Source organism: Asanoa sp. NPDC049475 (genome assembly GCF_040676915.1).
GTDB lineage: Bacteria > Actinomycetota > Actinomycetes > Mycobacteriales > Micromonosporaceae > Asanoa.
The window spans coordinates 640,129-665,211 of record NZ_JBFAPY010000001.1 but is presented as its reverse complement, the minus strand read 5'-3'; the positions used below and the strand labels follow the sequence as shown (position 1 = coordinate 665,211).

Genomic DNA, 25,083 nt, shown 5'->3' with positions numbered 1-25,083 from the left:
GTGGTTGGTAACGACTCTGCATCGAGGACGCGTTATGTCTCCCGTCGGGTTCGCGCAAGTCGCGGAATCGTGACCTAGGCTCGTGCGGGTGACCCATTTCGACGCGGCGGCCGCCGCGGTCCAGGCCGCTCTCGATGCCGGGGCGCGCTACGCGGACGCGCGGGTGATGCATCGCCGCACCGAGTCCATGTCGGCCCGCAACGGTGAGATCGAAGAGCTCAGCCAGGACGAGGACGCCGGTGTCGGCGTGCGCGCACTGGTCGGATCCGGTTGGGGCTTCTACGCCGTACCCGACATGTCCGACCCCGCCGCCCGTGCGGCCGGCACCCGTGCCGCGAAGATCGCCGCCGCGAGCGCGAGCGTGCCCGGCCCCGCCACCGGTCTGATCCCCCTGCCCGCGGCGACCGGCTCGTGGTCGTCGCCCTGCGAGGTCGACCCGCTGAGCGTGCCGCTCTCCGACAAGGCCGAGCTGATGGTCGGCCTCACCACCACGATGCGCGAGCACGGGGCCGACCTCGCGGAGAGCCACTACCGCATCTGGGACACCGCCAAGTGGTTCGTCTCCAGCGAAGGGCACCGCATCGACCAGCGGTTCCGCGAATGCGGCGGCGGCATCGCGGCGACCTCGATCGGCGACGGCGAGACGCAGCGGCGGTCCTACGGCAACCAGTACGGCACCCGGGGCTGGGAGTTGGTCACCGGGCTCGACCTGCCCGGCAACGCGGCCCGGGTCGCGATCGAGTCGCGCGAGCTGCTGACCGCCGCACCCTGCCCGGCCGGCCAGACCTCGCTCATCCTCGGCAGCGAGCAGATGGCGCTGCAGATCCACGAGTCGGTGGGGCACGCGATCGAGCTCGACCGCATCCTCGGCTGGGAGGCCGCGTACGCCGGCACCTCCTGGCTCGATCTGAGCCAGCTCGGCTCGATGCGCTACGGCTCGTCGCTGATGAACATCGCGATCGACCCGACCATCCCGGGCGCGCTGGGCAGCTTCGGCTTCGACGACGAGGGCACCCCGGCCGCCGCCCGGTACGCGGTGCACGAGGGCCTCTGGGTCGGCGTGCTCTCCGGGCGCGACTCCGCGTCGGTGGCCGGCCTGGACTACGCCGGCAGCGTGCGCTCCGACGGCTGGGCGCGGCTGCCGATGGTGCGGATGACCAACGTCGGGCTGGAGCCCGGTCCGCACACGCTCGAAGAGATCATCGCCAGCACCGACGACGGGATCTTCATGGACACCAACCGGTCCTGGTCGATCGACGACCGGCGGCTCAACTTCCAGTTCGGCTGCGAGATCGGCTGGGAGATCAAGAACGGCAAGATCGGTCGGATGCTGCGCAACCCGACCTACACCGGGATCGGACCGACCTTCTGGCAGTCGATGGACATGCTCTCGTCGGAGGTCACGGCCTGGGGCATTCCGAACTGCGGCAAGGGCCAGCCGGGCCAGACCGGGCACACCGGCCATCCCGCGGCTCCGGCCCGGTTCACCGGCGTACGCGTGGGGGTGACGGGCTGATGTCCGCGGAGCTCGATCTCGCGGGCCGGGTCGTCGACCTGGTCCGGCGGCTGGCCGGCAGCGGCGCGCAGGCGGAGGTGCTGGTCGACCACACCGCGCTCGCGCTGACGCGGTTCGCCAACTCGGGGATCCACCAGAACGTGGCCGACGCGACCACCGCGGTCCGGCTGCGGATCCACCTCGACGGCCGTACCGTCGGCGGCTCGACCACGGTGGTCGACGAGAACGGCCTGATCGCGCTGGTCGAGCGGACCGTCGCGGCGGTCCCGCTGACCCCGGTCGACCCCGGCTGGCCGGGTCTCGCGCCGGCCGCGCCGCTGGTCACGGACGGCGCCTGGGACGAGGCGACCGCGCAGGCCTCCCCCGACGAGCGCGCCGCCCGTGTGCGCGCGTTCGTCGACGCCGCCGAGGGCCTGGAGACGGCCGGCTACTGCCGCACCGTGCACTGGTCGGGCGCGTTCGCCAACAGCGCGGGCCAGGCCGTCGCGGGCCGGGCTGCCGAGGCGGCGATGGACGGCATCGCGCGCGTGCCGGGCTCCGACGGCGTCGCGCGGCTCGGCTCCCGCCGGCTCGCCGACCTCGACGGCGCGATGCTCGGCGGCCGGGCCGCCCTCAAGGCCCGGGCCGGTGCCGACGCGATCGAGCTTCCGCCGGGCCGCTACGAGGTGGTGCTCGAGCCGACCGCGGTGGCCGACCTGCTGACCAACTTCGCGCTGTACGGCTTCAACGGAAAGCTGCACACCGAGCGGCAGTCGTTCGCCGAGATCGGGGCACCGCAGTTCGACCCGGCCGTGACCATCGTCGACGACGTGACCGCGACCGCGGGTGTCGGCATCCCGTTCGACGGCGAGGGCACGCCCAAGCGACCGGTCACGTTCGTCGACGCGGGCATCACCACCGGTGTCGCGTACGACCGGCGGTCCGCGGCCGAGGCCGGCACCGTCTCGACCGGGCACGGCTGGCCCGGCGGCAGCGCGTTCGGCCCGGTGCCGGCCAACCTGCGGCTGTTGCCCGACGACGGCGCCCCGACCGCGGCCGTGGCCGGCCCGGCGGCCGACGGGCACACCGCCGCGCTGCTGTCCACGATGGAGCGTGGGCTGCTGGTCACCGACTTCTGGTACACCCGGGTGCTCGACCCGAAGACCCTGGTCGTGACCGGGCTGACCCGCAACGGCGTGTGGCTGGTCGAGGACGGGGAGATCACCAGACCGGTCCGCAACTTCCGGTTCACCCAGTCCTACCCGTTGGCCCTGGGGCCGGGCGCCGTGCTCGGGGTCGGCGGCAACGCGATCACGCCGGCGGACAGCTGGGACATGTTCGGCTTCACGGGTCCGTCGCTGCGGCTGGCTTCGTGGAACTTCACGGGTGGCGCGTCGGGATAGATTCGTCTGTATGACGACCCCGCCACCCCCGCCGTATCCGAGGTCGCCCGACGCGCCCGAGCCGGATAATTTGGACAAAGAGCCCGGGCCGGCGCCCGATCCCGAGCCCGCCCTGGCTCCAGCTTCGGACAATAAGGACAATCGGCGTCGGCGGCGGATGGTCATCGGGATCGTGGTCGCCGCCGTCGTGGTCGTCGTGCTCGGTGCCTGCACGGGCGTCTCGATCGGTGTCGCGCGGTTCGTCGGCGCCGTCGACGAGGCCGGCGCCGCCGGCCGCGACCGGGTGCGGGTCTACGACGCCTGTCGCGCGCTCGAGGTGCGCCTCAACCGGGTGGCGCCGCCGGGCTCCGCGACCGGCCCGCGCCAGCGCGCCGCCGCGATCCGCAACGAGAACGCCGCTCTGCAACCGTTCCTCGACGAGCTGCGCCGGGTCGCCGAGCGCGACCGCGACGACCGGACCGTGAACATGTGGACGGAGCTCGTCGAGGCCCGCACCGCGTACGCGAACGCGCTAGACCGGCAGGCCTCCTCGGGTGCTCCCGCGTTCTTCGTCGCGCCGAGCGGCAACCGCGACCGACCGGTGCTCGAGCGCCTCGAAGACCGCCACCGGGACTGTGCACCATCCGTACGCCGGCTGGGTGCTCCTGATCTGTAAGCGCGTCGAGCGGATTGATCACACCCGCTGGCACCTCTGCGAGCCGCTCGATTTCACCGGCGTAACGTGTGCACCGTCACGCGCCGGCCAGCGGCTAAAGAACCTTGCGGGAGACTTCATGACGACAACGGCGACGAGGCCGGTCGGGGCGCAGGCGCGCGCCTCGATTTCGGCTCGGACGTTGCGTACGGATCGATGGTGGATAGCGCCCCTCATCACCGTGATCGGCCTCAGTGCCTGGATCGCCTACGCGACCGTCCGGGTCTACATGCACAAGTGGTTCTTCGTGGAGGACTACCACTACCTGACGCCGTTCTATTCGCCATGTCTTACCGACAGGTGTGGTGAGGCGGCAGAGTTCGGCACCTTCCTGCCGAGCTGGTGGATCATCCCGGAGGCGGCCCTCACGCTGCCGTTCCTGCTGCTCTTCCGGCTGACGTGCTACTACTACCGCAAGGCGTACTACCGTTCGTTCTGGCTTTCCCCGCCGGCGTGCGCGGTGCCCGACGGTCACCAGACCTACTCCGGCGAGACGCGCTTCCCGCTGATTTTCCAGAACGCCCACCGGTACGCGTTCTACGCCGCCGGCATCATCTCGGTCATCAACACCTGGGATGCCATCAAGGCGTTCCACAGCCCCGAGGGATTCGGCTTCGGGCTCGGCAACCTCATTCTTATTGTGAATGTGGTCATGCTCTGGGCCTATACGCTCTCCTGCCACTCGTGCCGGCACATCGCCGGCGGACGGCTCAAGCACTTCTCCAAGCACCCGGTGCGTTACCGCTTCTGGACGTTCGTGTCCAAGCTGAACACCCGGCACATGCAGCTGGCCTGGATCACGCTCGCGACGCTCGCCATCACGGACTTCTACATCATGGCGGTCTCGGCGGGTTGGTTCGGCGACGTGCGGTTCATCAACTGAGGCGACTGACATGACTGAGCGAATCGAACGACACCACTACGACGTCGTCGTGATCGGCGCCGGCGGCGCCGGCCTCCGCGCGGCGATCGAGGCACGGCTGGCCGGCAAGCGGGTCGCCATCATCTCCAAGTCGCTGTTCGGCAAGGCCCACACGGTCATGGCCGAGGGCGGCGCCGCCGCGGCGATGGGCAACGCGAACTCGCGCGACAACTGGCAGGTGCACTTCCGCGACACCATGCGCGGCGGCAAGTTCCTCAACAACTTCCGGATGGCCGAGCTGCACGCCAAGGAGGCGCCGCAGCGGATCTGGGAGCTGGAGACCTACGGCGCGCTGTTCGACCGCACGCCGGACGGCAAGATCTCGCAGCGCAACTTCGGTGGTCACGAGTACCCTCGCCTCGCGCACGTCGGCGACCGCACCGGCCTGGAGCTGATCCGCACGCTCCAGCAGAAGATCGTGTCGCTCCAGCAGGAGGACAAGCGCGAGTTCGGCGACTACGACGCCCGCATCCGGGTGTTCGCCGAGACCACGATCACCGAGCTGCTGCTCGACGGCGACCGGGTCGCCGGCGCGTTCGGCTACTACCGCGAGTCCGGCGACTTCCTGCTGCTCCAGGCGCCGGCGGTGGTGCTGGCGACGGGCGGCGTCGGCCGTTCCTACAAGGTCACGTCGAACTCCTGGGAATACACCGGTGACGGCCACGCGCTCGCCCTGCGCGCCGGCGCGACGCTGATCAACATGGAGTTCCTGCAGTTCCACCCGACCGGCATGGTCTGGCCGCCCTCGGTCAAGGGCATCCTGGTCACCGAGTCGGTCCGCGGCGACGGCGGCGTCCTCAAGAACTCCGAGGGCAAGCGGTTCATGTTCGAGTACGTCCCCGACGTCTTCCGCAAGCAGTACGCGGAGACCGAGGAAGAGGCGGACCGCTGGTACACCGACCCGGACAACAACCGGCGCCCGCCGGAGCTGCTGCCCCGTGACGAGGTCGCCCGCGCGATCAACAACGAGGTCAAGGAGGGTCGCGGCACCCCGGCCGGCGGCATCTACCTCGACATCGCGTCGCGCCGCTCGGCCGAGTACATCCAGAAGCGCCTGCCGTCGATGTACCACCAGTTCAAGGAGCTGGCGGACGTCGACATCACCAAGGAGCCGATGGAGATCGGCCCGACGTGCCACTACGTGATGGGCGGCGTCGAGGTCGACCCCGACTCCGGCGCGGCGATGGGTCACGTGCAGGGCCTGTTCGCGGCCGGCGAGGTGTCCGGCGGCATGCACGGCTCCAATCGGCTCGGCGGCAACTCGCTCTCCGACCTCCTGGTGTTCGGCAAGCGGGCGGGCGAATACGCCGCCACGTACGTCGACGGCCTCGAAAAGCGCCCGACCGTGCCCGCGGCCGACGTGGAGGCGGCCGTCGACACGGCGCTCGCCCCGCTGTCGCGGGACACCGGCGAGAACCCGTACAAGCTGCAGCAGGATCTTCAGGCCGTGATGGGCGACCTGGTCGGCATCATCCGGCGCAAGGGCGAGCTCGAGGACGCCCTGACCCGGCTGGCGGAGCTGCGCGAGCGGGTCGCCAAGGTCAGCGCGACCGGCGGCCGCCGCTACAACCCGGGCTGGCACCTGGCCCTGGACCTGCGCAACATGCTGGTGGTCTCCGAGTGCACCGCGAAGGCGGCGCTGGAGCGGGAGGAGTCGCGGGGCGGCCACACCCGCGAGGACTTCCCCGCGATGTCCGCGAAGTGGCGCACGGTCAACCTCGTCTGCTCGCTCGACGGCGACAAGGTGCGGCTCGAGCACAAGCCGCTGCCGAAGATCCGCCCCGAGCTGATGGGGCTCTTCGACCGGACCGAGCTTTCGAAGTACCTCACCGAGGAAGAGCTGGCGGACTTCGACGTGTCTGCTGAAGGGTCGGGCAAGTAATGGGAGAGAAGCGCCAATTCAAGGTCTGGCGGGGTGACGAGACCGGCGGCGACCTGCAGGACTACCAGGTCGAGGTCAACGAGGGTGAGGTCGTCCTCGACATCATCCACCGGCTCCAGGCCACCGAAGCGCCCGACCTGGCGTGCCGCTGGAACTGCAAGGCCGGCAAGTGCGGCTCGTGCTCGATGGAGATCAACGGCATGCCGCGGCTGGGCTGCATGACCCGGATGTCGACGTTCTCCGAGGACGAGACCATCACGGTGACGCCGCTGCGTACCTTCCCGGTGATCCGGGACCTGGTCACGGACGTCTCGTTCAACTACGAGAAGGCCCGCGAGACGCCCGCGTTCGCACCGCCGGCCGGTGTCGCGCCCGGCGAATACCGGATGCAGCAAGTCGACGTCGAGCGCTCGCAGGAGTTCCGCAAGTGCATCGAGTGCTTCCTGTGCCAGAACACATGCCACGTGGTACGCGACCACGACGAGAACAAGAAGGCGTTCTCGGGTCCGCGCTACTTCATCCGCGCCGCCGAGCTGGATATGCATCCATTGGACGCGCGGGAGGACCGGAAGACGTACGCTCAGCAGCAGCAGGGGCTTGGATACTGCAACATCACCAAGTGCTGCACCGAGGTGTGCCCCGAGCACATCAAGATCACCGACAACGCGATCATTCCGATGAAGGAGCGCGTGGTGGACCGTAAATACGATCCGCTGGTGTGGCTGGGCAGCAAGATCTTCCGCCGGCACCCCGACGACGACGAGTTGGTACAGTCCGGTTCGAGTCATGCCGTGACGGGAGGACCAGCGTTGAGCGGAGTCGACCTGCCGGATGCGCACGAGCGCACCGAGGAGCAGGAAGTGGAACGGGGCGTCAACTGGCACCGGCGGGTCTCGCCGGCGCAGTTGCCGGCGGTCGGAGCCAACGGCCGCTTGGGCGTGAGCGAGGCCGCGTTCGACCGCTCTGGTGCCGCGTCCCCGTTCGGCGACGACGTGGAGTTCCCGCTTCGTCCGCGCGACCTGAACTACGCGCACCCGGACCAGGACTGAGCGTTCAGCTTCGAAGGGCCCTCGGCTTCGGCCGGGGGCCCTTTGTCGTCTCACGGGGACGCCGTCTCACGGGGACGCCGTCTCACGCGGGCCGCCTCACGCAGACGCCGTTCCAGGCGGCGCCCCCCCCCACGCGGGCGCCGTCCCACGCGGGCGCCGTCCCACGCGGGCGCCGTCCCACGCGGGCGCCGTCCCACGCGGGCGCCGTCCCACGCGGGCGCCGTCCGAGGCGGGCGCCGCATCGCGCATCACCACCCACGCGGCCACCCACCCACGCGGCCACCCCACGGGCGCGCCGCATCGCGCAGCCACCACCCCACGCAGCGCCGTCTCACGCAGAAGCCGAGTCGGGCGGGCGCTGCGGCACCAGCAGTCGCTTCCTAAGCGGAGAGCGCCAGCAAGGGTCCGTTGCGTTGGGTTCAGGTCAGCCAGGGGCCGGCGCGGAGGGCTTCCACGATCGGGGCGTCGGCCGGGAGCCAGGCCACGTCGTCGAGTTCGTCTCGGCTCAGCCAGCGCAGGGCGGCATGTTCCAACGGTCGTGGGTCGCCGTCAACCAGTCGTGCGGCGAAAATCTTCAATACGGTACGGCGGTGCCCCAACGGGATATCGTCGCCGATGCGATCACCGACCGCGATCCGCACACCCAGTTCTTCCTGGCATTCCCGCACGAGTGCCCCGGTCTCGGACTCACCCGGCTCGACCTTCCCGCCGGGAAACTCCCACATGCCGGCTAATTCCGGAGGATGTGCCCGGGCACAGGCCAAAACTTTACGCTCAGCAACGATGGCGGCACCGACGATGACGAGGATGGCCGCGCTCCCCCGGCTGACGGACTGACTTGGACGTTCGGCGTGCACGACCAACCAGCGTGCCAGATGAAATGTCGTTTCGGGTGCCGGAGCCGTCCCCTAGGTCACCACAAGGGGTAAATGTGGGCGTGGACACCAGGGCCGGTCAGCGAAAGACTGAGGGCACCGAACCATGACGAGATGGCGGCGATTTGGCCACAAGCCGGCAACGACGCCTGGGAGGTGTGGATGCGAGCCCTGTGGAACGGTCGGGCCCGAGGCGACTATCTGTCAGACGCGCTCGCCCTGCTGGCCGGCTGGTCGCGCGAGGACAAGCAGCTCAAGCGGGTGTTCCAGCTCGACAACTCGCAGCACAGCGATCTCACCGAACGGGTGAAGGTCTGCGCGGACGCGCTGCACCTGAGGGCTGAAATCCGTCGCCTCGATGGTTACACACAGGTCAAGCTCGCCGCCGCCGACGGGGTGTCGATCACGGAACGCGAGGTAACGCTCGCGGCCCGGATCGAAGACGCCTACCGTCTCGTCCTCAACGAGGCGTAGCCGGGCGGTGACCTACCGCCGTTCGCTGCTGTGGGTGTCCGGAGCCACTCTCCTCGGTTGCCTAGCCGGTGCGGTGTGGCCCTTCCTCGTCACGGACGGTTACGAAGCCACGGACTCCGCCATCGGCACAGCACTGCTGTGCGGTTCCCTGTGCGCGTTGGTCGCCGCGGTCGCCGTCACGTACGCAGGTAGGAAGCGCCGTTGATGTCGATGACCCCGCCGGTCATCGACTCCGTGCCCGGGGTGGCCAGGAAGACCACCAGCTTCGCCACCTCGTCGACGTCCGCGATGCGCCCGATGGCGGTCTCGTCGCGGATCGCCTCGCCCCGCGGCCCGTTCAGATACGGAGCGGCCATGTCGGTGTCGACGTACCCGGGAGCGATCGCGGTGACGTAGACGTTGTGCGGACCGAGCGCCTTGGCCAGCGACTGGCTGAGGCTGTTGAGGCCCGCCTTGCTGGCGCCGTAGGCGGGATGGGTCGGCTCACCCCGGAACGCGCCGCGCGAGGTGATGTTGACGATCCGCCCGCCGCCGCCGGCGACCATGTGCGGCACCACCTCGTGGATCAGGTTCGCCGGCCCGGTGAGGTTCGTGTCCATCGTCCGCCGCCAGACGTCCTGCCACTCGTCGTAGGAGGTTTCGAGAACCGGGTGCGGCTCGTACGTCCCGGCGTTGTTGACCAGGACCCCGATCGTCCCGTGACGGGCGACGACCTGCTCGACGAGCTCCTTGATCTGGGCGGGGTCCTTGAGGTCCGCCGGCAGCATCTCGTGGTCGCCCGCGCCGAGACTGTCCAATGTCTCCTGTGCGGCGGCCTTGTTGGTCGCGTAGTGCACGATCACGGTCGCGCCGCTCTCCGCGAGCCGCTGCGCCGCAGCACGCCCGATCCCCCGCGAACCGCCAGTCACCAACGCCACCACACCGTCGAGAGCCATGGCGACAGCATGCCGGGCCGTACCCGTGCTGCCTAGCGTGAGAAATCTGACGTGCTTGACCGTGGCCCTTAGCGTCGTTCGTATGACGACCACGAACGCCAAGTACGACCGGAAAGAGCAGCTGCGGCAGATCGAAAGCGGCCTGTTGCAGGGCGAGGAGGTCATCGCGGTGTACGACGCGATCGGCGCCGGGACGGGTTTCATCGGAGTCACGAACCGCCGCGTGATCGTGCAGGACAAGTCGTTCATCGGCAAGAAGGTCGCCATCACGAGCATCCCGTACGCGAAGATCACCAGCGTGAGCGTGGTGAGCAACAAGTCGTGGGGCGGAGCGTTCTTCTCGACGGGCTCGATCGCCATTCATGTCGGTGCGCACACGTACGAGGTGGAGTTCCGCGGTTCCGACAAGGCCCACCACGTCCACAACGTGGTGCTGCACTACATCAGCGGATGACGGGGTTCCACTCACGCTTGGCGGCGATGGTGACACCGGGCGCACGGTAGTAGGGATCGGCGCCGACGAGCTCCTCGAACTCCTCGACGGTGTCAACGTCGAAGATCAGGAGCGCCCCGGACTCGTCGGCGTACGGACCAGCCATCGCGACCTTCCCGCGCTCCTTGAGGGCCGCGAGCAACTCCCGGTGCGCGGGCCGGTGCTGCAGCCGCTCGGGGTTGTCGTCGAAGGCGAGCTCGAGCAGATACATCGGTGATCCCCTAGCTGTCGTCGGGTCGACAGCGTAACCAGCGTCGACCCGTTCGCAGGGCACCGGCCCTTACGGCCGTTCGCCACCTCCGCGTCAAGCCACAACTCGATCGGAAACGGTGCGTCGGCCGCGACGCCGAGGTCCGTGTTCTCCACGATGCGATGGCTGCGCCCGCCGGCGTCGCGGACCAGGACCTCGATCCAGCCGGGCTGGTCGGCCGACGCCCGGACCTCGCCGCCAGGCAGTACCGGATCAGACGTTGAACCGGAACTCGACCACGTCGCCGTCCTGCATCGTGTATTCCTTGCCTTCGATGCGGACCTTGCCCGCTGCCTTGGCTGCGCTCATCGAGCCCGCTGCCATCAGGTCGTCGTAGGAGACGATCTCGGCCTTGATGAAGCCGCGCTGGAAGTCGGAGTGGATCACGCCGGCCGCCTCCGGAGCGGTCGCGCCGACCGGGATCGTCCAGGCGCGCGCTTCCTTCGGGCCGGCAGTCAGGTAGGTCTGCAGGCCCAGCGTCCGGAACCCCACCCGGATGAGCTGGTTCAGGCCCGGCTCGGGCTGGCCGATCGACTCCAGCAGCTCGCGCGCCTCGTCCTCGGGCAGGTCGATCAGCTCGGACTCGACCTTGGCGTCCATGAACACGGCCTCGGCGGGAGCGACCAGGGCGCGCAGCTCGTCGAGGAACGCCGCGTTGTTGAGCTCTTCCTCGTCGACGTTGAAGACGTACAGGAAGGGCTTGGTCGTTAGCAGGTGCAGCTCACGGAGCTCTTCGACATCGATGCCGGCGGCCTTGGCGCCCGCGTAGAGCGTCACGCCGGTGTCGAGCAGCTCGCCGGCGGCCTTGGCGGCGGCGGCCATCGCGGCGCGCTCCTTGCGAAGCTTCGCCTCCTTCTCGAGCCGCGGCAGAGCCTTCTCGATCGTCTGGAGGTCGGCCAGGATCAGCTCGGTGTTGATCGTCTCGATGTCGTCGGCCGGGGACACCTTGCCGTCGACGTGGACCACGTTCGGGTCCGAGAAGGCCCGCACGACCTGGCAGATCGCCGAAGCGTCGCGGATGTTGGCGAGGAACGCGTTGCCCCGCCCCTGCCCCTTGGAGGCCCCGCGAACAAGCCCGGCGATGTCAACGAACGAAACGGGAGCGGGCACGATCTTCTGCGAGTCGTACAGAGCGCCCAACTTGGGGAGCCGCTCATCCGGCAACCCCACAACACCGACATTCGGCTCGATAGTTGCGAATGGGTAGTTCGCCGCAAGCACGTCATTCTTCGTCAGTGCATTGAACAGCGTGCTCTTGCCGACGTTGGGCAGGCCGACGATCCCGATGGTCAGACTCACAACAGACCAGCTTACGCAGCGAAGCGAAGCGGGTCGTGGCCGGCTTGGGATGGGCGTCCGCAGGAGAAGATCAAACACCCTTGAAGATCAGATCTGGTCCCGGGTTCGTCGGGGGCACGACCGTCGCTCCCGCCGGGGACCGCTCCGCTGCGCTGCGCTGCCAGGTCCGCCTTGGGTAGGGGTCAAAAGCTCAGACCCGCGCCGCGCCGGATCCGATCCCATGATCGTGTGCATCTCATCGAGAGCACTCCGCACCCACTTCATGATCGGGTGCGCTGCATCTGGGTGACACGCCGCAAGAACCCCAGATCAGATGCACCTGATCATGACGCGAGCACCTGAGCCACTTGATGGCGTGCACACGATCACCTCGGCCACATTTCGCCGGCAGACCTCAAGGGGCGGCGGGGACGTGGCGATCGCAAAGGCGCTCAGCCGAACCGGGTCTTCCGCGCCGGGGAAGGTGGACCCTGGTGCGGTTGGCCAGACCCAGCACCCGCGTTGAAGGAGACCTAACGGATCGGACCGCACCGTGAGCCAGGTCAAACCCGCCACACCACACCGCAACCCAGGCCAGACCGGCGCACCCGACCACACCGCAGATCAGACCCGGCGCATCGGACCGCAGCACAGGCCAGACCCGGCGCATCGGACCGCAGCACAGGCCAGACCCGGCGCATCGGACCGCAGCACAGGCCAGACCCGGGTGACCGGACCGCAGCACAGGCCAGACCCGGGTGACCGGACCGCAGCGCAGATCAGACCCGGGTCGCAGCAACAGGCCAGACCCAGGTGACCGGACCGCAGCAACAGGCCAGACCCAGTGACGGACCGCAGCACAGATCAGACCCCGGCAGACCACACCCGACCCGGTCAGACCAACCAGACCACACCGCAACCCAGGCCAGACCCCCGCAATCCGACCGCACCGCAACCAGGTCAGACCCGCCACACCACACCGCGGCGGAGGTCAGACCGGCGCATCGGACCGCGGCGCAGGTCGGACCGGTCTATCGGACCGCGGCGCAGGTCACACCAGGGCAGGCCACAGCCCAACCCAGGCAGACCCGCCAGACCACACCGCGGCAGGGTTGCGTCGTCGGTTAGGCGATCGCCTGCCACCAGCCGTCGACCGCCGGCGGAGAGTCCACGTCGACCCGCTCCCCCGGGCGTGGGACCGCGAGCGTCACCCCCTCGGCCTTGGCCTCCGACCACAGGCGGTCCGCCGGCTCTGACCAGTCATGGAAGGCCAGCACGAACGTCCCCCAGTGCAGCGGGATCAAAAGCTCACCCCGGACCGCCTGGTGAGCTCTGACCGCCTCTTCCGGCGTCATGTGGATGTCCGGCCAGCCTTCGCCGTAGGCGCCGATCTGCATCAGCGTCGCGTCGAAGGGGCCGTGTGCGGCGCCGATCTCGGCGTAGCCGTCGAAATAGCCTGAGTCGCCCGTGTAGAAGACCTTGCGGCCGTGGCCCGCTATCACCCACGACGCCCACAACGTCTCGTCGCGAGCCAAGCCCCGGCCCGAGAAGTGGCGGGCTTCCGTTGCCGTCAGGGTCAGGCCCGCGACCGTGATCGACTCGTCCCAGTCGAGCTCGATCACCCGCTCCGGCGGGATGCCCCAGCGGGCGAAGTGGGCTCCGACGCCCAGGGGGACCACGAACGGGGCCATCGACGTGCGGGCCAGCTCCTGGATCGTGGGCAGGTCCAGGTGGTCGTAGTGGTCGTGGGAGATCACGATCGCGGACAGCGCCGGTAGCTCGTAGAGCTCCACCGGCGGCTCGTGCAGCCGGCGCGGGCCGACCAGGTGCGAGGGTGAGCAGCGGTCGCTCCACACCGGATCGAACAGGACCCGGTCGCCGTTGATCTCCACCAGCGCGGACGAGTGCCCGTACCAGGTGATGTGCAGGCCCTGGGTCGTGGCGTGCGACGGCGCCGACAGCGGGATCGGCAGGCGGGGCTTGCGGCGCTCGCGGTCGCGCAGGAAGGAGCTCAGCATCGAGCCACCCGGCTGCGTCAGCGTGCGGGCCGGGACCCGGTTGTGGAACTTGCCGTCGCGCCACTGCGGCGACGGGGCGACCCGGCGCTCCTCGGGGCTGGCGCCCATGGCCCGGGGCACGTCACGTGCCGCCCACGCCAGCGCCGCCGCGGCGGCGCCCAGGAGACCCAACGCCAAAGTCGACTTCTTCGCCATGACCACAAGTGTGCAACAACGCACCGACAAAAACCTGAGCGTCCACACAGCCAACGGCCATGTCCGAATCCCGCGAGCTGGACGACAGAAAGCAAGGCAGGATCGAGGGCATGGAACTGGAGTTCGAGCGCTGCTACCGGGCAGTCGACAGCCGCGACCAGCGGTTCGACGGCTGGTTCTACACAGCCGTGACGTCGACCGGCATCTACTGCAAGCCCTCCTGCCCGGCCATCACGCCAAAACGGGCAAACGTCCGCTTCTACCCCAGTGCCGCCGCAGCACAGCGAGCGGGCTTCCGGGCCTGCCGCCGCTGCCGCCCCGACGCCGCCCCGGGTTCACCCGAATGGGACGTCCGCGCCGACACCGTCGGGCGCGCGATGCGGCTCATCGGCGACGGCGTGGTCGACCGCGAGGGCGTGCCCGGGCTCGCCTCGAGGCTCGGCTACACCGAGCGCCACCTGCACCGGATGCTCACCGAGGAGCTCGGCGCCGGCCCGCTGGCGCTGGCGCGGGCACAACGCGCCCAGACCGCCCGGATCCTGGTAGAGACCACCGACCTCGGCCTCGCGGAGATCGCGTTCGCGGCGGGTTTCGGCTCGGTGCGGCAGTTCAACGACACGATCAAGGAGGTGTATGGCGGCCCGCCGTCGACCCTGCGCGAGACGAAGGCCAGAGCGAAGGAAGCCGGCGTGGTCAACCTGCGCCTCGCCTACCGCCCCCCGCTGCACGCCACCGCGCTCCTCGAGTTCCTCGCCGCCCGCGCCATCCCCGACGTCGAGGAGGTCACCGACGGCACCTACCGCCGCACGATGGCCCTCCCCCACGGCGCGGGCGAGGTGGCCCTGACGCCGATCCCCGGCCACGGCACCGGCGCGCACGTCGCCGCGACCCTGAAGCTCAAGGACGTCCGCGACCTGGCGCCCGCGGTCGCGCGCTGCAGAAGGCTGCTCGACCTCGATGCCGACCCAGAGGCGATCGACGCCACCCTGGCGGCCGACCCGAAACTAACCAAGATCATCGAAAAGGAGCCGGGGGTACGCGTCCCACGAGCGGTCGACGGATTCGAGACCGCCGTCCGGGCGATCGTCGGCCAGCAGATCTCGGTGCCGGCGACGCGCACGCTCCTGGGCCGAATCGCGGCCGCGGCCGGCCAGCCCGGCTTCCCGGACCCCGCCACCGTCGCGGAACTCCCGGACGAGGCGCTGCCGATGCCGGCCGCCCGCCGGGAAACGATCCGGGGCCTGGCCCGCGCGGTGGTCGACGGCACCGTCGACCTCGACCTCGGTGCCGACCGCGAGGAACTGGTCAGCAGCCTGGTCGCGCTGCCGGGCATCGGCGCCTGGACAGCCGGCTACGTCGCGATGCGCGCCGCCGGCGACCCCGACGTCTTCCTGCCCACCGACCTGGCCGTCCGCCGCGGCGCGAAGAACCTCGGCCTGCCGGACGACCCGAAAGCACTGGAAGCGCACGCCGCGAACTGGCGGCCGTGGCGCTCGTACGCCCTGATCCGTCTCTGGAGGAACGCGTGAACACCACCACCATGTCCACCCCGACCGGCCCGCTTACCATCATCGCGACCGACGCGGGTGTCGTGCGCGCCGCCGGCTTCACCGACAGCGTCGACGAGCTGATGGCCCTCGTACACCCGAGTCTGCGTGGTCAGCCGACGCCCCGACCACAGCTCGGCCCGATCACCGAAGCGGTTCAGTCCTACCTGGACGGTGATCTCACGGCGCTCGACACGGTGCCGGTCGAGCAGGTCACCGGCGGCGGTTTCCTCGGCCACGCCTGGGAGACGCTCCGACAGGTCAAGCCCGGCGAGCCCGTCACGTACACCGAGCTCGCCGAACTGGCCGGCCGGCCCACGGCGGTCCGGGCGGCCGCGCAAGCCTGCGCCCGAAACGCCATCGCGCCGTTCGTGCCCTGCCACCGGGTGCTCCGCACCGATGGCACCCTCGGCGGCTACCGCTACGGACTCCACGTGAAAAAGTGGCTTCTCGGGCACGAGATGCGCTAGGACACCGGCAGCGTTTACCGTCACGGGGTGCGTACCAAAGGTGACCATCAGTCAGGGGTACGCAACCTGTGGCGGCTTCGCCGCTACCTCCGCCCCTACCGCCTCCAGTTCGCCGGCCTGATCCTCGCCGCACTGGCCGGCACCGCCGTCGGCATCGCGGTGCCACTGGTCGTCCGCCGCGTGGTGGACGGACCGATCGCCCACCACGACGCCGGCGGCCTGTTCGCGCTCGGCGCGCTGGCCCTTCTGTTCGGCGTCGCCGAGGCCACGCTCACCTTCATCCGCCGCTGGTCGCAGTCGAGTCAGGCGCTCGGCATGGAGGCCACCATCCGGCAGGAGATCTACGCACATCTCCAGCGGTTGCCGGTCGCGTTCCACGATCGCTGGCAGAGCGGCCAACTGCTCGCCCGGGTCACCGCCGACCTGTCCGTGATCCGGCGCTTCCTCTCCTTCGGGCTGCTGTTCCTGATCGTCAACCTGGCCACGTACGCCGTGGTGGTCGGGCTTCTGATCCAACTGCACTGGCCGCTCGGCCTGCTCGTGGCGGCGAGCTCCGTGCCGCTGGTCGTGGTCAGCCGCCGGTTCACCCGCACCTACCTGCGCACGTCGCGGCGCATGCAGGACGAGCAGGGCGACCTGGCCACGCAGGTCGAGGAGACGGCCCGCGGCCTGCGCACGGTGAAGTCGTTCGGCCGGCAGGCGTTCATGAGCGACCAGTTCGGCAGCGGCGCCGACCGGCTGCGGGACACCGCCGTCGACAAGGGCCGCCAGCTCGCCGGCACGTCCGCCCAGTTCGACCTGGTGCCTAACCTGACGCTGGCCGCGGTGCTGGTGGCCGGCGCGATGGAGGTCGCCGCCGGCCGGCTCACGATCGGCGAGCTCGTCGCCTTCGTCACGCTCCAGCTCATGCTGATCTGGCCGATCGAGTCGCTGGGCTGGATCATCGGCAACGCGCAGGAGGCGATGACCGCCTCGGACCGCATCTACGAGGTGCTCGACGCCCCACCATCCATCGTGGACCGACCTGACGCCCGACCCGCCGGGCAGGTGAGAGGCGAGGTGCGCTTCGACGACGTCTGGTTCAGCTATCCCGGCAGCGACGTGCCCGTGCTGCGGGGCATCTCGCTGACCGTGCGGCCGGGCGAGACCCTCGCGGTGGTCGGCACCACCGGCTGCGGCAAGACCACGCTGGTCTCCCTGGTGCCCCGGCTGTACGACGTGACCTCGGGCCGGATCACCCTCGACGGCCACGACATCCGCGACCTGCGCATGTGCTCGCTGCGCGAGGTGGTCGGGGTCGCGTTCGAGGAGCCGACGCTGTTCTCCATGTCGGTCCGGGAGAACCTCGCGCTCGGCCGGGCCGACGCCACCGACGACGAGATCCACGAGGCGCTCGCGCTGGCACAGGCCGACTTCGTCGAGGACCTGCCATGGGGTCTGGACACCCGGGTCGGCGAGCAGGGCCTTTCGCTCTCCGGCGGCCAGCGGCAACGGCTCGCGCTGGCCCGGGCGATCCTCAGCCGGCCCCGGGTGCTGGTCCTCGACGACCCGCTGTCGGCCCTCGACGTGCACACCGAGGCGCTGGTCGAGAAGGCGTTGGCCGGGGTCCTGGCGGACACCACCGCGCTGCTCGTGGTGCACCGCCCGTCGACGGTCGCCCTGGCCGACCGGGTGGCGCTGCTCGCCGGTGGGGTGATCGTCGCGACCGGCACGCACTCGGAGCTTCTCGCGACCGTGCCGGCGTACCGGGCGGTGCTCTCCGAGGCGGCGGCGATCGCGGACGCCGCATGACGGCGCACGCCTGGCGCGGCCGGGCCGCCGACCTCGATGCCGACCGGACCGCCGCAGAGGCCAGTGACCCCGCGGCGGTCGCGCGCCTGCGGGTCCGCAGCCGGATGCTGTTGGGTTCGCTGGTGCGCCCGCACCGGCGCGCGCTGGCCGCGACCGTCGCCCTGCTGTTGTTGCAGAGCGCCGCGGGGATGGCCGGTCCGTTCCTGGTGATGCTGGCCATCGACAAGGGCATCCCGCCACTGCGCCAGGGCGACCCGACCATCCTGATCGAAGTCGGCCTGGCGTTCGTGGCGGCCGCCCTGACGGAGTACTTCGGCAAGCGCGGCTTCCTGCGCCTGTCGGCCCGGATCGGCCAGGACGTGCTGCGCGACCTGCGGCAACGGGTCTACGACCACTTCCAGCGGCTGTCGATCGGGTTCCACGAGCGCTACACCTCCGGCCGGATGGTGGCCCGGCTGACCAGCGACATGGACTCGATCAGCGAGCTCGTCGACGGCGGCATCGACGACCTGGTGCTGGCCGGGCTGTCGGTCGTCTCGGTGGCCGGGGTGCTGCTCTACCTCGACGCGCCGCTGGCCCTGGTGACGCTGCTGACGTTCCCGTTCCTGCTGTTCCTGTCGCGCTGGTTCGCCCGTGCGTCCGCGATCGCCTACCGGCGTACGAGGGAAGCCGTCGCTCTGGTGATCGTCCACTTCGTCGAGTCGCTGGGCGGCATCCGGGCGGTGCACGCGTTCCGCCGCGAGCCCCGCAACCAGCAGATCTTCGACCAGCTCAACGACGACTACCGGGTGGCGTCGCTGCGCGCGTTCCGGCTGATCGCGGTGTACTCGCCCAGCATCAAGCTGATCGGCAACGTGGCGATCGCCGGCGTGCTGACGTTCGGTGGCTGGCAGGTGCTGCACGGCCGCACGCCGATCGGCGTGCTGGCCGCGTTCCTGCTCTACCTGCGCCGGTTCTTCGAGCCGATGCAGGAGCTGAGCCAGTTCTACAACGCGTTGCAGTCGGCGACGGCGGCGCTGGAGAAGCTGGCCGGGGTGCTCGACGAGCGGCCGGCGGTGCCGGAGCCGGCCCGCGCGGTGCCGCTGCCGACCGCCGACGGCGGCCGGGCGATCACGTTCGAGAACGTCACCTTCGGCTACCGCGACGGGCCGGCGGTGCTGAGCGACTTCACCATCGAGATACCGGCGGGCCAGATCGTCGCGCTGGTCGGCGCCACCGGGGCGGGCAAGTCGACGGTGGCCAAACTGGTGGCGCGGTTCTACGACCCGGACTCGGGCACCGTCCGGCTCGACGGCGTCGACCTGCGGGACGTGAGCGACACCGACCTGCGCCGGGCCGTCGTCATGGTCACCCAGGAGAACCATCTTTTCGCGGGTACGGTCGGCGACAACCTGCGCTTCGGCCGCCCCGACGCGACGGATGCCGAGGTGGTGGCGGCGGCCCGGGCGATCGGGGCGCACGAGTTCGTCGCCGCGCTGCCGGAGGGCTACGACACCGACGTACACCGGCGGGGTGGTCGGTTGTCGGCCGGCCAACGACAGCTGGTGGCCTTCGCACGGGCGTTCCTGGCCGACCCGGGCGTGCTGATCCTCGACGAGGCCACGTCGTCGCTGGACGTGCCGACGGAACGGCTCGTCCAACGGGCGCTGCGCACGATCCTGCGCCAACGCACGGCCCTGGTGATCGCCCACCGCCTGTCCACGGTCGAGATCGCCGACCGCGTCCTGGTCGTCGACGACGGCCGGGTGGTCGAGGACGGCCCACCGAGCCGCCTGATCACCGGCGGAGGCCGCTACGCGAGGCTCCACACCCAGTGGCAGGACTCGCTGCTCTGACCCGACCGCGCTGCGTGACTCACCGCTGGCAGCCGGCTGAACGCTTGCTGGCAGGGGTGTGTGAATTTGGCCCGGTAGCTGGGCATTTCCGTAGAACATGCGGATCCTGAGTGAGGATCACTCGAGGCTGGGACAGCCTGAGTGCAGGTCACTCGGGGAGGCGTCGATGGCGAGATGGACACGGCTGGCGATCGGTGCCGGCGTGGTGGGTCTGTTGGTTGCCGCCGGCGCGTTGCCGGCCGGGCTGCTGGCCGGGTTCGTCGCCACCAAGGTCGCAGTGGCGACGACCGACCTTCCGGACGCCCTGGCCCACCCCAGCGTCCCGCAGGCGTCCCGGCTCTACGCCGCCGACGGCAAGACGCTGATCACGACCTTCGCCGATCTCAACCGCACCGATGTCGCGCTGGACGCGGTCGCGCCTGTGATGCGCCAGGCCATCGTCGCCGCCGAGGACACGCGGTTCTACGAGCACGGCGCCGTTGATCCGCGCAGTGTGGCTCGGGCGCTGGTGGCCAACGGGCGCAGCGGCGAGACCGAGCAGGGCGCCTCCACCTTGACCATGCAATATGTCCGGAATGTGCTCAAGACCGATCCCAAGGCCACCCAGGAGCAACGCGACGCCGCCACCGAGGAGACCGTGGGGCGCAAGATCCAGGAGATGCGGTACGCCGTCGCGGTCGAGCACGCGCTCAGCAAGGACCAGATCCTCGGCAACTACCTCAACATCGTCTACTTCGGCGCCGGCGCGTACGGCATCGGGGCCGCCGCGCAGACCTACTTCAGCACGACGCCGGCCAACCTGACCCTCACCCAGGCCGCCACGCTCGCGGGCCTCGTCCAGTCGCCCGACGCGTACGACCCGATCCACGGCGACAAGGACGCCGCGAAGAGCCGGCGCGACTACGTGCTCGGCGCGCTGGTCAAGGCCGGCGACATCAGCCAGGCCGACGCCGACCACGCGAAACAGCAGCCGCTCGGGCTCAAGCCCGGCACCGTGCCCAACGGGTGCACCGCGGCCAGCCCGGCCGACAGCCGGTTCTTCTGCGACTACTTCGTCTCGTGGTGGCAGCGACAGGCGGCGTTCGGCGACACGCCGCAGAAGCGCCTGGCCGCCCTGCGCGACGGCGGCTACCGGATCACGCTGTCGATGGACAGCGAGGTGCAGCAGACCGCCACCGAGGCCGCCACCAGCGTCTACGGCTACGACTCCGCGAAGGCCCTGCCGATCGCCGCCGTGCAGCCGGGCACCGGTCGAGTCCTCGCCCTCGCCGTCAACCGGCACTACAGCGTCGCCAAGGGCGCCGGCAACACCGTCGACCAACTGGTCGCCGGCGGCGACTCGGTGACCGGCTACCAGGCCGGCTCGACCTTCAAGCTGTTCACGATGCTGGCCGCGCTGGAGAACGGCTACACGCTGGACTCCGGCTTCAACGCGCCCTCCCGGCTCAGGACCGGCTGGCCGGACAGCGGCCCGGCGTCCTGCGACGGCTACTACTGCCCGGCCAACGACAATCCATCGTGGATGGACGGCTACCGCAACATGTGGACCGGCTTCGGCCGCTCCGTCAACACCTACTTCGTGCACCTCGAGGAACAGGTCGGCGCCGAGAAGGTCGTGGAGATGGCGCAGCGGCTCGGCATCCAGTTCCGCGCGAAGTCCGACGCCGAACGGGCCGAGAACGACGCCGGCGACTGGGGCTCGTTCACGCTCGGCGTCGCCGACACCACCCCCTTGGACCTGGCCAACGCGTACGCGACGATCGCCGCCGACGGCACGTACTGCAAGCCGTTGCCGGTCAAGGGCATCAGCGACGCCGCCGGAAAGCCGGTCCAGGCCGGCGAGCCCGAATGCAAGAAGGTGCTCGAACCCGACGTCGCCCGTGCCGCGGTGGACGCCGCCCGCTGCCCGGTCGGTCAGGGCGGCGCCTACGGCCAGTGCGACGGGGGCACGGCCACCCAGGTGTCCACAATGCTCGGCGGTCGGCCGGTCGCCGGCAAGACGGGCAGCGCGGAGGGCAACGCCACCGAGTCGTTCGTCGGCTTCACCCCGCAGGTCGCGGCCGCCGGCATCGCGGCCAACCCGGCGCACCCCTCCGACGGGGTCGGCGGCGCGGTGCAGACCGAGGTCATCAAGGCCGTGTCCGATGTTCTAGGAGAAGCCGTCAGCGGATCGCCGGAGCACGGTTTCACCCCGCCGAGCCAGGCGCTGGCCTTCGAAAATGGCTCGAACCCGGCGGTACCCTGGCGCTATGACGGATACGGCGAAAGGTCGCGCCGGGATCCCTGAGAAGCCGTCGCTGGACGGCATCGAGGAGACCTGGTCGCACCGGTGGCAGGAGGCGGGAACGTACGCGTTCGACCGGTCGAAGGCCCGGTCTGACGTATACGCCATCGACACGCCTCCGCCGACCGTATCCGGCGAGCTGCACATGGGCCACGTGTTCTCCTACACCCACACCGACACCGTGGCCCGGTTCCAGCGCATGCGCGGCAAGATGGTGTTCTATCCGATGGGCTGGGACGACAACGGCCTACCCACGGAACGCCGCGTGCAGAACGTCTACGGCGTGCGCGGCGACGCCGCTCTGCCCTATGACCCGGCCTGGACGCCGCCCGCGGCACCGGTCGACGACGCCGCGCGGAAGAACCCCACGGCCATCTCCCGGCGCAACTTCATCGAGCTGTGCGAGCGGCTCACGGCCGACGACGAGCGCGCGTTCGAAGCGCTCTGGCGCCGGCTGGGGCTCTCCGTCGACTGGTCGCTGACCTACACGACGATCGGCCGGCACGCGCGCACCACCTCGCAGCGGGCCTTCCTGCGCAACCTGACCCGGGGCGAGGCCTACACGGCCGAGGCACCGACGCTGTGGGACGTCGGCTTCGGCACGGCGGTCGCCCAGGCCGAGCTCGAAGACCGAGAGCGGCCGGGCGCCTACCACCGGCTGCGCTTCCACGGCCCGGGCGACGAGCCCGTCTACATCGAGACCACCCGGCCCGAGCTGCTGCCCGCGTGCGTGGCGCTGGTGGCCCACCCCGACGACGAGCGCTACGCGCACCTGTTCGGCAGCACCGTGCGTACCCCCGTCTTCGGGGTCGAGGTGCCGGTGCACGCGCACCCGCAGGCGGAGAAAGACAAGGGCAGCGGCATCGCGATGGTCTGCACGTTCGGCGATCTCGCCGACGTGACCTGGTGGCGCGAGCTGCGGCTGGACACCCGCGTGGTGATCGGTCGCGACGGGCGGCTGCTGCCCGAGCCGCCGCACGGCGTCGACCCGGAGAAATACGCGAAGCTGGCCGGCCGCACCGTCAACCAGGCCCGCCGCGAGATCGTCGGGATGCTCTCCGAGACGCTCGACCTCATCGGCGAGCCGCGCCCGGTCACCCACCCGGTGAAGTTCTACGAGCGGGGCGACTCGCCGCTGGAGATCGTCTCGACGCGACAGTGGTACATCCGCAACGGCGGCCGCGACGCCGACCTGCGCGCCACGCTGCTCGACCGGGGTCGCGAGCTGCACTGGGTGCCGACCCACATGCGGCACCGTTACGAGCACTGGGTGGGCGGGCTCACCGGCGACTGGCTGGTCAGCCGGCAACGGTTCTTCGGCGTGCCGGTCCCCGTCTGGTACCCGCTGGACGCGGACGGCCGGCCCGACTACGACAACCCGTTGGTGCCGACCGAAGACCGGCTCCCGGTCGATCCGACGTCCGACGTGCCGGTGGGCTACGCCGAGGAGCAGCGCGGCGTGCCGGGCGGGTTCGCCGGCGATCCCGACGTGCTCGACACCTGGGCCACCTCGTCGCTGAGCCCGCAGATCGTCGCCGGCTGGGAGACCGACCCCGACCTGTTCGCCCGGGTGTTCCCGATGGACCTGCGCCCGCAGGGGCAGGAGATCATCCGCACCTGGCTGTTCGCGTCGGTCGTGCGGGCGCACTTCGAGCACGGCACCCTGCCGTGGCGCGACGCGGTGCTCTCCGGCTGGATCCTCGACCCCGACCGCAAGAAGATGTCGAAGTCCAAGGGCAACGTGGTCACGCCGATGGACCTGCTGGTCGACAACGGCTCCGACGCGGTGCGCTACTGGGCGGCCAGCGGCCGGCCGGGCACCGACCTCGCCTTCGACCCCGCACAGATCCGGATCGGGCGGCGGCTCGCGACGAAGATCCTCAACGCGTCCAAGTTCGCGCTGAGCTTCGGCGCGGCGGCGGGCGACGTCACCGAGCCACTCGACAGGGCCATGCTCGCCGGGCTGCGCGAGGTGGTCGGCACGGCCACCACGGCATTCGAGGCGTACGACCACACGACCGCGCTGCAGGCCGCCGAGTCGTTCTTCTGGCGGTTCTGCGACGACTACATCGAGCTGGTCAAGGAACGCGCCTACGGCGACACGACCGCGTCCGGGTCCGCCCGGGCGGCGCTGGCCACCGCCCTCTCGGTGCAACTGCGGTTGTTCGCGCCCTTCCTGCCTTACGTCACCGAGGAGGTCTGGTCCTGGTGGCGCTACGGCTCGGTGCACAAGGCGCCGTGGCCGACCGTGCACGAGCTGGCCGGCGACGCGACGCCCGAACTGCTGCGACTGGCCGGCGACGCGCTGACCCAGGTGCGCCGGGCCAAGTCAACGCGCAAGGTCTCGATGCGCACCCCGGTGCCGCTGGCCGAGGTCCTCGGTCCGGCCGCGATGCTGGAGACGTTGGCTCTGGCCGCCGACGACCTCCGCGCAGCCGGCCACATCGGAAAGCTGGACTTCCTGCCCGATCGCACCACCGAACTGGTCGTCGCTTCGGCTTTCTAGAACCACCAACCGCGGAGGAAGCGGATGCCGAGCAGGATCGTGATGATGCCGGGGCCGGCCGCGAGGGCCGCGGCCGACACCCGGTAGACCATGCGGTGGCGGACCAGTTCGGCTCCGTTGCCCACCACGACCAGGCCGGCCGCGACCATGTACCAGGCCCACCAGCGGGGCTCCAGGTGGAACAGGTCGAAACGCAGCGCCTGGAAGGCGAGACCCAGGACGACCGCGATGGTGGCCAGCATCGCGAGGGTGCGGTGGAACGAGCGGCCCAGCGGGTCCTGCGGGCGCCACCAGTAACTGCCCGCGATCGCCGCCGCCGGGAGGGAGATGAGCAGCGGCCAGAACCGGGGCACGTCGCCGAACATCAGCATCACGCCGACCGCGAACGCGATCAGGCCGAGGTTGCCGACCGCGTACCCGAGGATGCCCCCGCCCCGGCGAAGCGCCACGAACCCGGCCGCGCTGATCAACGACGTGGGAATCACCACGAACAACGACCACCAGCGGAAGTCGTGGGCGGCCTGGGCCAGGCCGCTGACCAGCGCGCAGGCCAACAACGCGATGCCGCCGCCGGCCAGCCAGGGTGCCGACCGACCGGACGACCGGCTCGGCGTGGGCGTCTCGGTCGAGGTCTGCGGATACGTCGTGGTCACGTCACCTACTGTGCCGACCGCGAGCCCCGGACAC

Annotated in this window: 20 protein-coding genes; 14 read left to right on the top strand and 6 right to left on the bottom strand. The window is 70.2% G+C overall.

Annotated elements, in window-relative coordinates; genetic code table 11:
- Positions 1 to 88 precede the first annotated feature (88 nt).
- The 6 genes from AB0J88_RS03190 (at position 89) to AB0J88_RS03165 (ending at position 7,445) form a co-directional block, all read left to right on the top strand.
- Complete coding sequence (locus AB0J88_RS03190; protein ID WP_364355474.1) at positions 89 to 1,516, top strand: TldD/PmbA family protein; 1,428 nt, start codon at positions 89 to 91, stop codon at positions 1,514 to 1,516.
- Positions 1,516 to 2,898, top strand: coding sequence for a metallopeptidase TldD-related protein (locus AB0J88_RS03185; RefSeq protein WP_364355477.1), 1,383 nt, complete (start codon positions 1,516 to 1,518; stop codon positions 2,896 to 2,898). The genes AB0J88_RS03190 and AB0J88_RS03185 overlap by 1 nt, the downstream gene beginning before the upstream one ends.
- 157 nt (positions 2,899 to 3,055) lie before the next feature.
- The gene (locus AB0J88_RS03180; protein ID WP_364355480.1) at positions 3,056 to 3,553 is read left to right on the top strand and encodes a hypothetical protein; all 498 of its coding nucleotides are present in this window, start codon (positions 3,056 to 3,058) and stop codon (positions 3,551 to 3,553) included.
- Between the two features lie 118 nt (positions 3,554 to 3,671).
- Positions 3,672 to 4,475, top strand: a complete 804-nt coding sequence (locus AB0J88_RS03175) for a hypothetical protein (RefSeq protein ID WP_364355940.1) — start codon at positions 3,672 to 3,674, stop codon at positions 4,473 to 4,475.
- 10 nt (positions 4,476 to 4,485) lie between these two features.
- Complete coding sequence (locus tag AB0J88_RS03170; RefSeq protein ID WP_364355483.1) at positions 4,486 to 6,396, top strand: fumarate reductase/succinate dehydrogenase flavoprotein subunit; 1,911 nt, start codon at positions 4,486 to 4,488, stop codon at positions 6,394 to 6,396.
- On the top strand, positions 6,396 to 7,445 hold the full coding sequence (locus AB0J88_RS03165) for a succinate dehydrogenase/fumarate reductase iron-sulfur subunit (RefSeq protein WP_364355486.1): 1,050 nt from the start codon (positions 6,396 to 6,398) through the stop codon (positions 7,443 to 7,445). The genes AB0J88_RS03170 and AB0J88_RS03165 overlap by 1 nt, the downstream gene beginning before the upstream one ends.
- Positions 7,446 to 7,864: 419 nt before the next feature.
- On the opposite strand, the gene AB0J88_RS03160 is transcribed toward AB0J88_RS03165, so the two are convergent.
- Complete coding sequence (locus AB0J88_RS03160; RefSeq protein ID WP_364355489.1) at positions 7,865 to 8,302, bottom strand: (deoxy)nucleoside triphosphate pyrophosphohydrolase; 438 nt, start codon at positions 8,300 to 8,302, stop codon at positions 7,865 to 7,867.
- A 180-nt stretch (positions 8,303 to 8,482) separates the two neighbouring features.
- Here AB0J88_RS03160 and AB0J88_RS03155 point away from each other — a divergent pair, with 180 nt between their 5' ends.
- Positions 8,483 to 8,794 (top strand): 4a-hydroxytetrahydrobiopterin dehydratase, encoded by a 312-nt coding sequence (locus tag AB0J88_RS03155; RefSeq protein WP_364355943.1) that lies wholly within the window; start codon positions 8,483 to 8,485, stop codon positions 8,792 to 8,794.
- A 176-nt stretch (positions 8,795 to 8,970) separates the two neighbouring features.
- Here the strand turns inward: AB0J88_RS03155 and AB0J88_RS03150 are convergent, their stop codons facing one another.
- Entirely contained in the window at positions 8,971 to 9,729 is a 759-nt protein-coding gene (locus AB0J88_RS03150; RefSeq protein WP_364355492.1) for an SDR family oxidoreductase, read from the bottom strand.
- Positions 9,730 to 9,811: 82 nt separating this feature from the next.
- Here AB0J88_RS03150 and AB0J88_RS03145 point away from each other — a divergent pair, with 82 nt between their 5' ends.
- Positions 9,812 to 10,183: a PH domain-containing protein gene (locus AB0J88_RS03145; RefSeq protein ID WP_089247116.1), complete on the top strand. Its 372-nt coding sequence runs from the start codon at positions 9,812 to 9,814 to the stop codon at positions 10,181 to 10,183.
- Here AB0J88_RS03145 and AB0J88_RS03140 read toward each other — a convergent pair.
- The 3 genes from AB0J88_RS03140 to AB0J88_RS03130 all read right to left on the bottom strand — a co-directional run bounded on the left by AB0J88_RS03140 (position 10,173) and on the right by AB0J88_RS03130 (position 13,963).
- Complete coding sequence (locus tag AB0J88_RS03140; protein WP_364355496.1) at positions 10,173 to 10,433, bottom strand: YciI family protein; 261 nt, start codon at positions 10,431 to 10,433, stop codon at positions 10,173 to 10,175. The two genes, AB0J88_RS03145 and AB0J88_RS03140, sit on opposite strands and share 11 nt — an antisense overlap.
- Positions 10,434 to 10,685: 252 nt before the next feature.
- Positions 10,686 to 11,771, bottom strand: a complete 1,086-nt coding sequence (ychF, locus tag AB0J88_RS03135; RefSeq protein ID WP_364355499.1) for a redox-regulated ATPase YchF — start codon at positions 11,769 to 11,771, stop codon at positions 10,686 to 10,688.
- Between the two features lie 1,103 nt (positions 11,772 to 12,874).
- On the bottom strand, positions 12,875 to 13,963 hold the full coding sequence (locus tag AB0J88_RS03130) for an MBL fold metallo-hydrolase (protein WP_364355502.1): 1,089 nt from the start codon (positions 13,961 to 13,963) through the stop codon (positions 12,875 to 12,877).
- Positions 13,964 to 14,073: 110 nt separating this feature from the next.
- Here AB0J88_RS03130 and AB0J88_RS03125 point away from each other — a divergent pair, with 110 nt between their 5' ends.
- The 6 genes from AB0J88_RS03125 to valS all read left to right on the top strand — a co-directional run bounded on the left by AB0J88_RS03125 (position 14,074) and on the right by valS (position 24,396).
- Positions 14,074 to 15,492, top strand: a complete 1,419-nt coding sequence (locus AB0J88_RS03125) for an AlkA N-terminal domain-containing protein (protein WP_364355505.1) — start codon at positions 14,074 to 14,076, stop codon at positions 15,490 to 15,492.
- 11 nt (positions 15,493 to 15,503) lie between these two features.
- Entirely contained in the window at positions 15,504 to 15,980 is a 477-nt protein-coding gene (locus AB0J88_RS03120) for a methylated-DNA--[protein]-cysteine S-methyltransferase (RefSeq protein ID WP_364355946.1), read from the top strand.
- A 27-nt stretch (positions 15,981 to 16,007) separates the two neighbouring features.
- The gene (locus tag AB0J88_RS03115) at positions 16,008 to 17,771 is read left to right on the top strand and encodes an ABC transporter ATP-binding protein (RefSeq protein ID WP_364355508.1); all 1,764 of its coding nucleotides are present in this window, start codon (positions 16,008 to 16,010) and stop codon (positions 17,769 to 17,771) included.
- Positions 17,768 to 19,606 (top strand): ABC transporter ATP-binding protein, encoded by a 1,839-nt coding sequence (locus tag AB0J88_RS03110; protein WP_364355511.1) that lies wholly within the window; start codon positions 17,768 to 17,770, stop codon positions 19,604 to 19,606. Before AB0J88_RS03115 ends, AB0J88_RS03110 begins: the two co-directional genes overlap by 4 nt.
- A 166-nt stretch (positions 19,607 to 19,772) precedes the next feature.
- The gene (locus AB0J88_RS03105; RefSeq protein WP_364355514.1) at positions 19,773 to 21,893 is read left to right on the top strand and encodes a transglycosylase domain-containing protein; all 2,121 of its coding nucleotides are present in this window, start codon (positions 19,773 to 19,775) and stop codon (positions 21,891 to 21,893) included.
- Positions 21,856 to 24,396, top strand: a complete 2,541-nt coding sequence (gene valS, locus AB0J88_RS03100) for a valine--tRNA ligase (RefSeq protein WP_364355517.1) — start codon at positions 21,856 to 21,858, stop codon at positions 24,394 to 24,396. The genes AB0J88_RS03105 and valS overlap by 38 nt, the downstream gene beginning before the upstream one ends.
- Here valS and AB0J88_RS03095 read toward each other — a convergent pair.
- Positions 24,393 to 25,049: a hypothetical protein gene (locus AB0J88_RS03095; protein WP_364355520.1), complete on the bottom strand. Its 657-nt coding sequence runs from the start codon at positions 25,047 to 25,049 to the stop codon at positions 24,393 to 24,395. The genes valS and AB0J88_RS03095 overlap by 4 nt on opposite strands.
- Positions 25,050 to 25,083 lie beyond the last annotated feature (34 nt).